General features: G+C 58.3%; 12 protein-coding genes. All 12 read left to right on the forward strand.

Annotated features, from left to right (window positions below; translation table 11 throughout):
* Window positions 1-46: 46 nt before the first annotated feature.
* The 12 genes from OOZ53_RS00480 to OOZ53_RS00535 all read left to right on the forward strand — a co-directional run bounded on the left by OOZ53_RS00480 (window position 47) and on the right by OOZ53_RS00535 (window position 14,002).
* The gene (locus OOZ53_RS00480; RefSeq protein WP_271087312.1) at window positions 47-985 is read left to right on the forward strand and encodes a UDP-glucuronic acid decarboxylase family protein; all 939 of its coding nucleotides are present in this window, start codon (window positions 47-49) and stop codon (window positions 983-985) included.
* 151 nt (window positions 986-1,136) lie between these two features.
* Complete coding sequence (locus OOZ53_RS00485) at window positions 1,137-1,787, forward strand: TetR/AcrR family transcriptional regulator (protein WP_271087314.1); 651 nt, start codon at window positions 1,137-1,139, stop codon at window positions 1,785-1,787.
* On the forward strand, window positions 1,780-3,018 hold the full coding sequence (locus tag OOZ53_RS00490; protein WP_271087315.1) for an acyl-CoA dehydrogenase family protein: 1,239 nt from the start codon (window positions 1,780-1,782) through the stop codon (window positions 3,016-3,018). Before OOZ53_RS00485 ends, OOZ53_RS00490 begins: the two co-directional genes overlap by 8 nt.
* 2 nt (window positions 3,019-3,020) lie before the next feature.
* Window positions 3,021-3,998 (forward strand): NADPH:quinone oxidoreductase family protein, encoded by a 978-nt coding sequence (locus tag OOZ53_RS00495; protein WP_271087316.1) that lies wholly within the window; start codon window positions 3,021-3,023, stop codon window positions 3,996-3,998.
* Window positions 3,999-4,000: 2 nt separating this feature from the next.
* Window positions 4,001-5,038: an alcohol dehydrogenase catalytic domain-containing protein gene (locus OOZ53_RS00500; protein ID WP_271087317.1), complete on the forward strand. Its 1,038-nt coding sequence runs from the start codon at window positions 4,001-4,003 to the stop codon at window positions 5,036-5,038.
* Between the two features lie 76 nt (window positions 5,039-5,114).
* Window positions 5,115-5,990: a branched-chain amino acid ABC transporter permease gene (locus tag OOZ53_RS00505; protein ID WP_271087318.1), complete on the forward strand. Its 876-nt coding sequence runs from the start codon at window positions 5,115-5,117 to the stop codon at window positions 5,988-5,990.
* Between the two features lie 9 nt (window positions 5,991-5,999).
* Entirely contained in the window at window positions 6,000-7,100 is a 1,101-nt protein-coding gene (locus tag OOZ53_RS00510) for a branched-chain amino acid ABC transporter permease (protein ID WP_271087319.1), read from the forward strand.
* Window positions 7,097-7,885, forward strand: coding sequence for an ABC transporter ATP-binding protein (locus OOZ53_RS00515; RefSeq protein ID WP_271087320.1), 789 nt, complete (start codon window positions 7,097-7,099; stop codon window positions 7,883-7,885). The genes OOZ53_RS00510 and OOZ53_RS00515 overlap by 4 nt, the downstream gene beginning before the upstream one ends.
* Complete coding sequence (locus tag OOZ53_RS00520) at window positions 7,882-8,667, forward strand: ABC transporter ATP-binding protein (RefSeq protein WP_271087321.1); 786 nt, start codon at window positions 7,882-7,884, stop codon at window positions 8,665-8,667. The genes OOZ53_RS00515 and OOZ53_RS00520 overlap by 4 nt, the downstream gene beginning before the upstream one ends.
* Window positions 8,668-8,684: 17 nt before the next feature.
* Window positions 8,685-10,574: an AMP-dependent synthetase/ligase gene (locus OOZ53_RS00525; protein ID WP_271087322.1), complete on the forward strand. Its 1,890-nt coding sequence runs from the start codon at window positions 8,685-8,687 to the stop codon at window positions 10,572-10,574.
* A gap of 35 nt (window positions 10,575-10,609) precedes the next feature.
* A complete protein-coding gene (locus OOZ53_RS00530; protein ID WP_271087323.1) occupies window positions 10,610-11,773 on the forward strand; it encodes an ABC transporter substrate-binding protein in 1,164 nt (387 codons plus the stop codon).
* Between the two features lie 102 nt (window positions 11,774-11,875).
* Window positions 11,876-14,002, forward strand: coding sequence for a 3-hydroxyacyl-CoA dehydrogenase NAD-binding domain-containing protein (locus OOZ53_RS00535; protein WP_271087324.1), 2,127 nt, complete (start codon window positions 11,876-11,878; stop codon window positions 14,000-14,002).
* Window positions 14,003-14,009: the final 7 nt, after the last annotated feature.

Genomic DNA, 14,009 nt, shown 5'->3' on the forward strand with positions numbered 1-14,009 from the left:
GATCACAACTCGCGCCCGTCGGCGGGCGGGCAGAATGGGAGATTCAATGCGGGAGACTCTTGTCACGGGCGGATCCGGTTTCCTTGGTTCCAACTTGTGCGATGCGCTGCTCAAGCGCGGATACAGCGTGCTTTGCGTCGACAATTTCTTTACCGGTCAGCGCAGCAATATCAAGCACCTGCTGGGGCGTACCGATTTCGAGTTGCTGCGCCACGACGTAATCCAACCGCTGCATGTCGAAGTCGACCGGATATACAACCTGGCCTGCCCCGCCTCCCCTGTGCATTATCAATTCGACCCCGTGCAAACCACCAAGACCAGCGTACTGGGTGCCATCAACATGCTGGGTCTGGCCAAGCGTCTGGGCGTGCGCATCCTGCAGGCGTCGACGTCAGAGGTCTATGGCGACCCGCATGTTCATCCGCAAAGCGAAGACTATTGGGGTCGCGTCAACCCGATTGGTCCGCGCAGTTGTTACGATGAAGGAAAGCGGTGCGCCGAGACACTTTTCTTCGACTATCACAGGCAAAACGATGTGCACATCAAAGTCATGCGGATATTCAATACCTACGGTCCGCGCATGCACCCCAATGACGGCCGTGTCATCAGCAACTTCATCGTTCAAGCGCTTCAGGGAAAGCCCATCACCATCTATGGAGACGGCAAGCAAACGCGCAGCTTCTGCTATGTTGATGACCTCATTGAAGGCATGATCGGGTTCATGGACGCTCCGGACGGGTTGACCGGGCCCGTAAATTTCGGAAATCCGAGCGAATTTTCGATGCTGGAGCTAGCCGAAGAAGTGCTGCGCATCGTGGACAGTCGTTCAGCGCTGGAATTCAAGCCATTGCCCCAGGATGATCCCGTCCAACGTTGTCCCGACATCACGATCGCCTCGACGGAACTTGACTGGAAACCGAAAGTGCAGCTGGAAGACGGCTTGAAGGAAACGGTTTCCTGGTTCCGGCATGTCCTTGAAATTTAGGTCGTAAACGCGATTGCCGGTGACAACCGGTTGCTCGAACGTTGACAACATACCCGGTAGTATGTACCTCTTTACTCCGTGATCGACAATCAATCTCCGACAACTTGCGGAGACAACAAACCGGGTCACATCGAGGAGGAAATACCGGAACATGTCTGCTTCGGCGACAGCAAGTCCCATTCGTCCCGTCCATGAGGACATTCTCAATGCTGCTGCCCATTGTTTTATGGAGCGCGGTTATTCGGCGACCAGCATAGATGACGTCGCCCGCAGTCTGGGCGCCACCAAGGGTCGGATCTATCATCACTACCGTTCGAAGGCTGATCTGTTCTTTGACGTCTTTCGACACGGAATGCAGATGAATTTCGACGTTGTGACGCCGATCGCCGAGTCCCCTCGTTCGACTCTGGAAAAGCTCCGGGACATGACGAAAACGCACTGCGTCGCGATGATACGCACACAGCATTTCCAGCGTTGCGTCTGGGAAGGGGTCGAACTGCTTCAACGGGGTGCGACCACGCCTGAACAGCGTGAAGTGCTTATTGAACTGCAGGCCATGCGCGACAACTATGCAGAGATTTTCCGTACCGTGCTTGAAGCGGCCAAACGGGAGGGTATTGCAGAGTTCGAAAGTTCAAGCATTGCTCTGCAACTTATGTTCATGTGCCTGAATTCGCCGCTTTTTTGGTATCGTGAGCGCGAAGGTCAGGACGCATCCACAATCGAACATATCGCGAGCCAGTGCACCGTTTTTGCGTTGCGCGGCCTCGGGATGAAAGAGGAGTTGATCGCCGATGTCTGAGATGAATCTGGGGATTACCGACAAGCTTGCGCCGCTTCTCGAAGATGTCCGCGCAATGATGCGGGAAGACATCATTCCGGTCGAGGAAGAGTATCTGGCAGAGGTGGATGTGGGCGACCGATGGTCCCACACCGAAAGGCAAACGGAGATTCTCGAAGGTCTCAAGGCAAAAGCCAGGGAACGCGGCCTTTGGAACTTCTGGCTGACCGCCTCAGATCGCGGCTTTGGCCTCACCACGGTCGAATACGCTTATCTGGCCGAGGAAATGGGCAAGGCGAGCATCGGCGCGGAAGTGTTCAACTGCTCGGCACCTGACACGGGCAACATGGAAGTGCTCGAACGCTACGGCAGCGAGGAACACAAGCAACAGTGGCTGACGCCCCTGCTCGCCGGCGAGATCCGCTCCGCCTATCTGATGACCGAGCCCGATGTCGCCTCCTCGGATGCAACCAATATCGCCATGCGCTGCGAACGCGACGGCGATCACTATGTTCTTAACGGCGAGAAGTGGTGGTCCTCCGGCGCCGGCGACCCACGCTGCATGATCTATATCGTCATGGTCAAAACCGGCGGCGACGATGCACCGCGCCACCAGCGCCACTCCATGATCCTGGTTCCGGCCGAAACCGCGGGCATTGAGAAATTGCGGGCCATGCAGGTTTACGGTCATGATGATGCACCGCACGGTCACCTGCACATCCGGTTCACCGATGTGCGTGTGCCCGTTGAAAACATGATCCTCGGAGAGGGCCGCGGTTTCGAAATCGCCCAAGGTCGCCTTGGGCCGGGTCGGATCCACCACTGCATGCGGGCAATCGGACAGGCCGAACGCGCACTCGAACTGATGTGCCAGCGATCTCTGCGCCGCGAAGCATTCGGAAAACCGCTGGCGAAACTCGGCGCCAATTACGACATCATTGCCGAATGCCGGATGGAAATTGAAATGGCCCGCCTTCTGTGCCTGAAGGCGGCCTGGATGATGGACAAGGGCGATGCCCGTGCCGCTGCCCCGTGGATCAGCCAGATCAAGGTGGTGGCGCCGCAGGTGGCGCTGAAGGTGACCGATGAAGCCGTGCAGATGTTTGGCGGTCAAGGCGTTTCGCAGGACACGCCCCTCGCCCGGTCATGGACGGCGTTGCGCACCTTGCGGCTCGCCGACGGACCGGATGCCGTCCACCGCATGCAGGTCGCTCGTACCGAGCTGAAGAAATACACCCAGGAGCGCGTGTGACCATGAAGGCCATCGTCTGCGAGGAGTTCGGCCCACTCGACAAGCTGGTCTACCGGGAGATCGACGATCCGCGTGTCAAGGACCACACCGTCCTCATCCGCCCCGAGGCCATTGGAGTCAACTATCCGGACGGGCTTCTGGCGCAGGGTCTTTACCAGGTGAAACCACCGACCCCTTTCGTGCCGGGCATGGAAGTTGCCGGCACTATCGAAGCTGTCGGAAATGCGGTCGAAAAATTCAAACCCGGCGACCGGGTTGCGGCGCTGGGACAGCTTGGCGGCTATGCGGAACTTGCAGCCGTGCCGCAGGCGGCCGTGTTCCCCCTGCCCGACGCGATCGACACGGCGGATGCTTGCGCCCTGCTTTGCGCTTATGGCACGTCGCACCATGCGTTGAAACAGAGAGCCCAACTCCAGCCCGGAGAGACGGTCGCCGTTCTCGGCGCTGCCGGTTCGACCGGTATTGCCGCCATCCAGATCGCCAAGGCGATGGGCGCAAAGGTGATAGCAGTTGCCTCTTCACCGGAGAAACAGGCGATCGTGCGTCAAAACGGAGCCGACGAAGTCACCGGCTACGATAATCTGAAGGATGAGCTGAAGAAGCTGTCCGGTGGCAAAGGCGTCGACGTGTTGTTCGATCCCGTAGGCGGCGATGCCTTCGATGCCGCATGCCGCGCGATGGCGCGCAAAGGCCGCCTGCTGGTGGTCGGATTTGCATCCGGACGCATTCCCGAACTGCCCGTCAACCTGACACTGGTCAAGGAGTATTCCCTGGTCGGCGTGTTCTGGGGTTCGTTCACACAGCACGAGCCCGAGGTTTACGCGGACAACATGAAAGAACTGGTCGGCTGGTATCTCGAGGGCAAGGTCAAACCGTTGATCGAAGGCCGGTACCCCTTGGCTGACGCACCTGCCGTGCTTGAGCGCGTGCTCGCACGCGGCGCCACCGGTAAACTCGTCCTCGTCCCGGAAGGAGCATGACCTTGAGCGTACCGTCCGAAACATTCGCACTCGTCCAGAAACATGACGGCTATTCCGGCAAGGCCGAAGGGCCGTCCATCGAAAGCCTTGATCTTTATCTGGATGCGGCGACCATTCCGCTTCAGGATCTTTCTGACGGCCAGGTGCTGATCAAGATGCTGATGGCTTCGATCAACCCGTCCGATCTGCATTACATCAAGGGCGAATACGGGCATCCCCGCGTCAAGGGTGCGGCCGCCGGCTTCGAAGGCGTCGGAGAGGTTGTCGCCGCAAACGGAGCCTATGCCCAATCGCTTGTCGGAAAGCGCGTCGCTTTCACGGTCGATCCAGCCGGTTCGGGCGCGTGGGCGGATTATGCGATTACCGCGGCGAATGTGTGCATTCCGGTTCGTGAGGATATGCGAAACGAGGATGCCGCCGGCCATGTGGTCAATCCGCTGACGGCCATGGCTATGTTCGATATTGTACGCAAGTCGGAAACGTCCAGTTTCATCATGACTGCGGCCAACAGCCAGCTCTGCAAGCTGATGACGGCGCTCGGAAGAGACGAAAACATCGCGCCGATCGCAATCGTGCGCAGGCCGGAACAGGCGGCGCATCTGGAAGAACTCGGTGCCCGGCATGTCCTTTGCAGCACTTCAGACGATTTCCAGGACTCCATCCGGGCCGTCATGAAGCAGGAGAAGCCGCGGGTCCTGCTCGACGCCGTCGCCAATCAGGTCTCGGCGGATATATTTGCAGCGATGCCGAACCGCGCCCGGTGGGTTGTCTACGGAAAGCTCGACCCGCAGCCGCCGGCCTTCAAGGAAATGGGCCAGTTCGTCTTCATGGAAAAGCGCATCGAAGGCTTCTGGCTGACGCGCTGGTTCATGAGCACGCCGCCTGAGGAGCAAATTCGAATCATCGGGGAGGTCCAGGAACGGTTTGTATCGGGGAAATGGCAGACCGAAGTGGGCGCGACGATCCGGTTGAAAGACGCGATGTCGGACCTTGCCGACGCATTGCGGAACGCCAATGGAAAGGTCATGCTGGTTCCGTAGAGGAGGATAAAACGGAACGCCAATTTCGGCGAAGCCGAAACAAAAGCACAAACTCAGGCTTCGGGAGGGCCATTGAGTGGACATATTGCAATTGATTGTCAGCGGTCTGGCCAACGGATGTGTTTACGGCCTCATCGCTCTCGGTTTCGTGCTGATCTACAAGGCAACCGAGTCCGTTAACTTCGCACAGGGCGACTTCATGATGCTGGGCGCGTTCATCACGCTCGGTTTCACCAATGCCGACTATATGGGACTGCCGTTCTGGCTATCCTGTGCGATGGCGATCGCCATCATGGGCGTTCTTGGCTATCTGCTGGATCTTGTCGTCCTGCGCCGCATGTTCGGGCAGTCTCAGGTCGCTGTCGTCATTTTGACGATCGCGCTGGGTTTCGTGATCCGATTTGTCGCCGGCGCGATCTGGGGACACGAGCCGCAATCGCTGGAATCGCCCATCGCCGGTGTCGAATTGCGGTTCGGTGGCCTCGCGCTCGGCATGGACGAGATATGGGTTATCATCGTCACGGTTCTGCTCACCATATTGCTGTACTTCTTCTTCGCACGCACCAAGCTCGGCGTTGCCATGCAGGCGTCCTCTCAGAACCAGCTTGCCGCGTACTACATGGGTATCCCGGTCAAGCGGATCCATTCAATGATCTGGGCACTGTCCGGGATCGTGGCGACGATCGCCGGCATCCTGTTCGCATCCAAGGGCTCCATCGATCCGACTGCCGGACTGCTGGGGATCAAGGCCTTTGCAGCCGCTGTCATCGGCGGCTTCGGCAGCCTGCCGGGTGCTTTGCTGGGCGGCCTGATCGTCGGGCTGGTCGAGCCATTTGCGGCGCGCTACATGCCGGCAGGCTATTCGCAGATCTTCCCCTATCTCATTCTCATAATCATGCTGATTGTGCGGCCGCATGGCATCCTGTCGCAGATTCAGACGAAGAAGGTCTAGGGGGTCGCCATGCGAATAGTCTTCAAAACCTCCTACGACGCAGATATCCGGCTGTTCAAGCACAATGCCCAGGCATTCTGGTATCTGCTGCTTTTCGCCTTCGCGATCCTGCTGCCGTTTTTGGTCAGCGACTTTCTGATCGGTGAAGCAACGCTGGTTCTGATCTGGGCCATCTGCGGCATGGGGCTGATGCTGCTTGTCGGCCAGACGGGCCAGGCCAGTCTCGGCCATGCCGCGTTCATGGCTGTCGGCGCTTATTCGAATGTCATCTATCAGCTCAATTTCAACATGCCGTTCCTGCTGTCTTTTCCGCTCGCAGGACTGACGGCGGGGGTTGCGGGGGCCCTTGTGGCTTTGCCCACAACCCGCCTGCACGGCATCTATCTCGCCATCGCCACGCTCGCGATATCGGTGCTGACCGAAGACATCATCATCATCCTGGAGCCGATCACCGGCGGCATCGCCGGAATATTCGCGCCCGACATCGAGATTTTCGGTTACACATTCAACCGTTACGGCAATCCGGTCGAGCTCTACTGGCTTGTGCTGGCGATAACGTTCATCGTGATCTATGCCTACCGCAACATTCTTCGCTCACCGACCGGCCGCGCCTTTGCCGCCGTGCGCGACTCCGAGGTCTCGGCGAAGGCCATGGGCGTCAATGTCGCGCGGACCAAGATGGTAGCCTTTGCGATTTCCTGCACCATCACCGGCCTCGGCGGCGCGCTGATGGGCCATTTCGCCACCGTCTTCACCAACGAGACCTTCAATCTGATCATATCGATCACATTGCTGCTGATCATTGTGGTCGGCGGGCTTGGAACAATTCACGGCGCATTTTTCGGCTCCATCGTGTTTGTCATGCTGCCCTTGATGATTTCGCTGACCCGCGATGCGGTCGGCTCCCTTACAGGCTCCGGTTCGATCACGATCCCAGGCCTTGAAAGCGGTATTTTCGGCGCCATTTTGATCGGGTTCATTTTGTTCGAGCCAATGGGTCTTTATGGCCGGTGGCTCAAGATCAGGACCTATTTCGAACTCTTCCCGTTCTACCGCAAGGACATGTTCCGTCGGCAGAAGAGCTACCTCAAGACGGAGCGCACGCGATGAGTTTGCTAGAGCTTTCCAACGTTACGCTCCGCTTCGGCGGGCTGGTAGCCGTCAACGACGTTTCATTCAACGTGGAGGAAGGCGAAGTCTTCGCGCTGGTAGGGCCGAACGGCGCCGGAAAATCCACGATCTTCAACATGATCTCGCGCTTTTATACACCAGCCGAGGGCGACATTTTATTTGAAGGCAAGAGCATTCTGGAAAAGGAAGCGCACGAGATACCCTCCATGGGCATAGCCCGCACCTTCCAGAATATCGAACTGTTCGAGCAGGCTTCGGTTCTGCAGAACCTGCTGGTCGGCCGGCACACCCACAGGCGCTCCAATTTCGTGGCGGACATGGTCTTTACGCCGTTCGTGCGCAGCGAGGAACGCGCGCATCGGGAAGCCGTCGAACACGTCATCGATTTTCTCGATCTGCAGCCCTATCGCGAAAAGTTCATCGCCGGCCTCCCCTATGGCGTGCGCAAGGTCGTCGAGATGGGGCGTGCATTGGCAATAAAGCCGAAGCTGCTGCTTCTGGATGAACCGGCATCCGGTCTGTCCGTGGAAGAAACCCAGGACGTGGCTTTCTGGATCGAGGACATCAAGAAGGTCATGGGTATCACGGTGCTGATGGTCGAACATGACATGCATCTCGTGGGAGCGGTTTCCGACCGTGTCATGGCACTCGCGGACGGGCGCATGCTGGCCATCGGATCGCCGCAGGAGGTGCAGAACGATCCCGCCGTCATCGAGGCTTATCTGGGTTCGGACGGCATGACGGATGATGGAGAAGCGGCATGAAGCAGGACACAAATGCCCCTCTCCTCAAGGTCGATAATCTGGAGAGTTTCTACGGTCCGATCATGGCGATCCGCGGCGTCAGCCTCGAGGTCAAGGAAGGCCAGATCGTTACTGTCCTCGGCGCCAATGGCGCCGGCAAGACGACTTTGCTGAAAACCATTTCGGGCGTTATGGACCCGGAAAAAGGCACGGTCAGGCTGCAGGGTTCGGAGATCCAGGGTTCGGCACCGGACGCGGTCGTCAACAGGGGTGTCGTTCATGTTCCCGAGGGTCGGGAGATCTTTCCGATCCTGACGGTGGAAGAAAACCTCAAGATGGGTGCCTATACGCGCTCCGATCATGCGCAGATCGCTGCGGATATGGAGCTCGTCTACGATTACTTTCCGATCCTGAAGGAGCGACGCACGCAAGAGGCCGGTACCTTGTCCGGCGGCCAGCAGCAGATGCTTGCCATCGGGCGCGGCCTGATGACCAAACCGCGCATCATGTTGCTCGATGAACCAAGCCTTGGTCTCAGCCCATTGCTGGTCGGTGAGATCTTCACCATCATCCGCCGCCTCAACGAGGAGCAGAATGTAACGATGATGCTGGTGGAACAGAACGCCAAGGTCGCGCTTGAAGTGGCCCACTATGGCTATGTTCTTGAACTTGGGCGTATTGTGATGAGCGGCGAGGCCAAAAAACTGCAACAATCGAAAGACATTCAGGAGTTTTACCTGGGTGCGCAGCAGGAATCGCAGCGCGGACAAAGACGCTGGAAACAGCGCAAGACCTGGCGATAGGCCGAAGGGAGATACATATGGGCAACATGGAGTCCATTCCGCCGCAATCGAAGATCAATGGCGTGAGCGTCAATACGGATCTGGAAAAGGGTCCTTATTTCCTGGACGGCTGCGACACACTGCCGAAGTTGTTTCATCAACGCTGCAAAGAGCTCGGTGAGCGCACCTCCCACCGGGAAAAAGACTATGGAATCTGGTTGTCCTACTCATGGAATGATTTTTTCGAGCATTCCAAACTGATCGCACACGGATTGATCTCTTTAGGTCTCGAGCGCGGCGAAGTCGTTTCGATCCTTTCCGAGGACAACAAGGAATGGGTTTATTGCGATCTCGCAATACAGTGCGCGGGCGGCATCGCCTCAGGCATCTACACGACCGATTCCTCGAGCCAGCTATCCTATCTCGTCAACGATTCAGACAGCCGGTTCCTGTTTGTCGAAAACGATGAGCAACTGGACAAGTACCTGACCGTGCGGGATCAGATGCCGGGCCTGAACAAGGTCATCGTCTTCGACCGCGAAGGCCTGCACGATTATCACGACGATCAGGTGATGTTCATTGAGGAGTTGTACGATCTCGGCCGTGTCCACGCCAAGAAGCATCCGGAATTGTTCGAGCAGGAGATCGCCAAATCGAAGCCTGAGGACATCTGCATCCTGGTTTACACATCCGGCACGACCGGTCAGCCGAAGGGTGCCATGATATCGCACAGCAATGTCATGTTTTCCCTGTCCATAGGCGCGTATACGCTTCCGGCTTTCGAAACCGACGAGCAGGTCTGTTTCCTGCCACTTTGTCATATCCTCGAACGCTTCATATCGGTGCTTTCTCCGATCGCCGCCAGATCGACGGTGAATTTCGCGGAAAGCCCGGAGACCGTTTTTGACAATGTGCAGGAAGTCAGCCCGCACATATTCACCGCGGTGCCAAGGGTCTGGGAGAAGATCTATTCGCGGATCTCGATCATGGTCGGCGATGCGACTCCGTTCGGCCGCTGGGCCTTCAAGCTGGCAACCTCGGCCGGTCAGGCGCGTGCCACGCTGATTGAGGACGATGAACCTGTTCCGGCACTGCTTGAATTGCGCTACCGGATCCTGGACGCGCTTGTGCTGAAGAACATCCGCAGGATGATCGGCATGGACCGGCTGCGGCGCGGCACGACCGGCGCTGCGCCGATCTCGCCGGACCTTTTGCGCTGGTACAAGTCAATCGGCATCGACGTGTTCGAGGGCTACGGCATGAGTGAGACCGCCGGTATCATCTCGCTCAACATGTACGGAAAGAACAAGATCGGTACCGTCGGACAGGTCGTGCCGGGCGGCAAGGTACGGATCGGCGAAGGCGCGGAAATTCAGTACAAGGCCGGCAACGTCTTCGAGGGTTACTGGAAAAAGCCGGACAAGACGCGCGAAACCATGACCGACGACGGCTGGCTGAAAACCGGCGATGTCGGGCACATTGACAATTCGGGTTACGTCAACATCACGGGCCGGCTGAAAGACATCATCATCACGGCTGGCGGGAAAAACATCACGCCGGCTGAGATCGAGAACAAGCTGAAATTTTCTCCTTATATTTCCGATGCCGTGATCATCGGAGACAAGCGCAAGTTCCTGTCCTGCCTGATCATGATTGACCAGGAGAATGTCGAAAAATTCGCCCAGGACAGACGTGTGCCCTTCGGAGACTTCGCATCGCTCTGCGCAACTGCGGAAGTGCAGGAACTGATCGGCGGGGTGGTCAGCGAAGTGAACGATGAATTCGCCCGCGTCGAACAGATCAAGGCATTCCGCCTGATTGATGTCTTGCTGACCGCCGAAGACGATGAATTGACTGCCACCATGAAGCTCAAGCGCAGCTTCGTGGAGGATAAACACAAAGCGCTCATTGACGAGATGTATGCCTAAGCCAAATTAGAGATCTGCATTCCAAGGAGGAAACAATGAAGAATCTCATGAAAACAATGGCTTTTGCCCTGGCTATGTCTGCGGCCTTCCTGCCGCAGTCAAATGCCCAGACGCAAGGAGTCACCGACACGGAAATCCTGATCGGCTCGAACAACGACCTTTCCGGACCGTTCGCAGCGTTCGGCGCGCCGGCGATCGGCGCGGCCAAGCAGTATTTCGATGAGGTGAATGCCGCCGGCGGCGTGCACGGCCGCCAGCTCAAACTCGTGGCGGAAGATCACGCCTATCAGATGCCGAAGGCCATGCAGAACATCAACAAGCTGGTCAACTCGGACGAAGTCTTTGTCATGCTGCTTTCGCTTGGCACGCCGATGAACATCGCCAGCTTCCCGCTGCTGGAGCGCAAAGGGATTGCCAATATAAGCCCGCTCACATCGGCGCGTCAGATGCTCGAGCCGCCGGCACCATACAAGTTCGCCGGGTTCTCATCCTATTACGATCAGATGAAAGCCGGCGTGAACTACCTGAAAGAGAACAATGACAGGAAGGTGTTCTGCGCCATGTTCCTGCCGACGGACTTCGGCAAGGAAATCCAGGAAGGAACCAAGGACGGGGCAACCGAGCTCGGACTTGAATACAAGGCCGAGACGACCCACAAGCCCGATGAACAGGATTTCGTGGGCTCCCTGACCAAGCTCAAGGATGAAGGCTGCGACGCGATCGCCACGGCGCTGACCGTGCGTCAGACGATCACCGTTCTCGGCACGGCCAAGAAGATCGGCTGGGATGACGTCGACTTCATCGGTTCCGCAGCGGCCTTTCACACGGCAATCGCTAAGGTTCCCAACGGCATCACGGAAGGTTTTTATGCAGCCGCCGGATGGCCGGACCTGAACACACGGCTCGACGATCCCTATGTCGCAAAGTGGGTTGAGGACTACACGGCCGAATTCGGTGAAGCGCCCAGCACTGGCGCGGTACTCGGCCGTTCGGCAGCCGAAAACCTGGTCATGGCACTTGAAGCCGCCGGGCCGGATCTGACGGCGGAAAGCTTCCTGAAAGCCATGGAAGGCCTTGACTATATCGACCGCATCACTGGTGTGAAAACAGACTACAGCACCACCGATCATCAGGGCGGCGATGCGATCATCATCTCCAAAATCGAAGGCGGTGACTGGCAGGTCAAAGGCCAGAAATAGTCCTGCGCGAAATGCCGGCCGGCGCTGTTAGAGGCGCCGGTCGAAAATGACTTTACACAATTCCAATACAGCCCGTCTCAGAGAGTTTTCCCGGTGAGTGTCATGTCCGAAGCCGTTTCCTATGAAGTTGTGTCCGATGAAGCCGGCGACATTGCCGTCATCTCCATCGACAATCCGCCCGTCAACGCGGCAAGCCATGCCGTCCGTCAGGGCCTGGCCGATGCCACGAGCAAGTTTGCCGAAGGTTCCGCGAATGTCGCGGTCCTGGTCGGCAAGGGCCGCACATTCATCGCCGGAGCCGATATCCGGGAGTTCGGCAAACCAATGCAGGCCCCGGGGCTTGGAGACGTTATCGACGCCATCGAGAACCTCGACAAACCGGTTGTCTGCGCAATCCATGGCACGGCGCTCGGCGGGGGGCTGGAAACCGCCCTCTCCTGCCACTATCGCGTCGCCGTCAAATCGGCCCGCGTAGGGCTGCCGGAAGTTCTTCTTGGCCTTTTACCGGGCGCTGGCGGGACGCAACGCCTGCCGCGACTGACCGGCATCGAGACGGCTGCTGAAATCATCACGTCCGGCCGGCATGTGCCGGCGCCGGAAGCGTTGAAACTGGGCATCATCGATGCGGTCGATGATGGCGACGATCCGCTGACGGCAGGATTGACCTTTGCCCGTCGCGTGCTGAGCGAGAATATGCCCGTGCGCCGCACGCGTGAGCTTGAAGAGAAGGTGCTTGCCGCACGCGGAAATCAGGCGCTCTTCGATGAGTTGCGTGCAGGCGTTAAAAGGAAAGCCAAGGGGCAATTGTCACCGCAGCTGTGTCTCGAGGCGGTAATCGCTTCGGCGGAACTTCCTTTCGCAGAGGGACTGAAGCGCGAGCGCGAGCTGTTCATGGAGCTTATGGCTTCTCCGCAGCGTGAAGCGTTGATTCATGTATTTTTCGCCGATCGGCAGGTCGGCAAGGTGCCGGAGCTTGAAACCGGCACGCCGCGGCCGCTGGACCGGGCCGCTGTCATTGGCGGTGGCACGATGGGATCGGGCATCACCGTTTCCATGCTGTTTGCCGGCATGCCCGTGACGATGATCGAACGGGACGAGGAGAGCGCGGCGTGCGGCCGGCAGAATGTCGAGCGCATACTCGATGACGGCGTGCGGCGGGGCAAGTTCGACCAGGCGCACCGTGATCGTCTGGCCAATGATCTTTACAGCGTCAGTTCCGACATCTCCGCGCTCGCCGACGCCGATATCGTGATCGAGGCGGCCTTTGAGAATATGGAGGTCAAAAAGGACCTTTTCCAGCAGATCGACCAGCATGCCAAGAATGGTGCAGTTCTTGCCAGCAACACCTCCTATCTGAATATCAACGAAATTGCTTCGGTGACCGGCCGTCCGCAGGACGTGCTCGGACTGCACTTCTTCTCGCCGGCCCATGTCATGCGTCTGCTTGAAATCGTGGTCGCCGACAGAACCGATCCGGACGTGGCGGCGACCGGCTTTGCACTGGCCAAGAAACTCAAGAAGGTCGGTGTACGCGCCGGCGTTTGCGACGGCTTCATCGGCAACCGCATCCTCGAGCGTTACCTCTCGCAGGCTGCCTATATGGTCGAGGACGGCACCAGCCCCTACGATATCGACAAGGCAGTGCTGAGTTTCGGATATCCCATGGGGCCGAACCAGATGGGCGACCTCGCCGGCCTCGACATCGGCTACGCCAACAGGAAACGCAAACGCGAGGAAGGCTGGGAGGGGCGCTACGCGGCCGACTATATGGACCGGCTCGCAGAGCTCGGGCGGCATGGACAGAAAACCGGCCGCGGCTTCTACATCTACGAGGACGGCAGCCGCGTCGGCAAGCCCGATCCGGAGGTTCTGGAGATCATCAGCCAGGTGCGCTCCGAAAAGGGCATCACACCGGTGGCGCTGGATGAAGAGACAATCATGCGGCGCTACATGGCTGCCATGATCAATGAGGGCGCGCGCATCGTCGAGGAAGGCATCGCGCTGCGCCCGCTCGATGTCGATATCACAATGCTCTACGGCTACGGATTCCCACGCTGGCGGGGCGGTCCGCTGAAATATGCCGACATGATCGGCCTCGACAAAGTGCTCGCCGATATCCGTGAATTCGAGAAGGACGACCCGGTGTTCTGGAAACCGGCACAGCTTCTCGTAGACCTCGTGGAGCGCGGTGAGAATTTCGACAGCCTGAACAAAAGCGCCAACCGCTGAGGATCAG

It is taken from the genome of Allohoeflea poritis, assembly GCF_027889715.1.
GTDB classification, from domain to species: domain Bacteria; phylum Pseudomonadota; class Alphaproteobacteria; order Rhizobiales; family Rhizobiaceae; genus Hoeflea_A; species Hoeflea_A poritis.

Coding starts and splice junctions, on each gene's coding strand:
- OOZ53_RS00485 (WP_271087314.1), top strand. CDS start 1,137: ATGTCTGCTTCGGCGACAGCAAGTCCCATTCGTCCCGTCCATGAGGAC.
- OOZ53_RS00530 (WP_271087323.1), top strand. CDS start 10,610: ATGAAGAATCTCATGAAAACAATGGCTTTTGCCCTGGCTATGTCTGCG.
- OOZ53_RS00495 (WP_271087316.1), top strand. CDS start 3,021: ATGAAGGCCATCGTCTGCGAGGAGTTCGGCCCACTCGACAAGCTGGTC.
- OOZ53_RS00525 (WP_271087322.1), top strand. CDS start 8,685: ATGGGCAACATGGAGTCCATTCCGCCGCAATCGAAGATCAATGGCGTG.
- OOZ53_RS00510 (WP_271087319.1), top strand. CDS start 6,000: ATGCGAATAGTCTTCAAAACCTCCTACGACGCAGATATCCGGCTGTTC.
- OOZ53_RS00515 (WP_271087320.1), top strand. CDS start 7,097: ATGAGTTTGCTAGAGCTTTCCAACGTTACGCTCCGCTTCGGCGGGCTG.
- OOZ53_RS00535 (WP_271087324.1), top strand. CDS start 11,876: ATGTCCGAAGCCGTTTCCTATGAAGTTGTGTCCGATGAAGCCGGCGAC.
- OOZ53_RS00490 (WP_271087315.1), top strand. CDS start 1,780: ATGTCTGAGATGAATCTGGGGATTACCGACAAGCTTGCGCCGCTTCTC.
- OOZ53_RS00480 (WP_271087312.1), top strand. CDS start 47: ATGCGGGAGACTCTTGTCACGGGCGGATCCGGTTTCCTTGGTTCCAAC.
- OOZ53_RS00520 (WP_271087321.1), top strand. CDS start 7,882: ATGAAGCAGGACACAAATGCCCCTCTCCTCAAGGTCGATAATCTGGAG.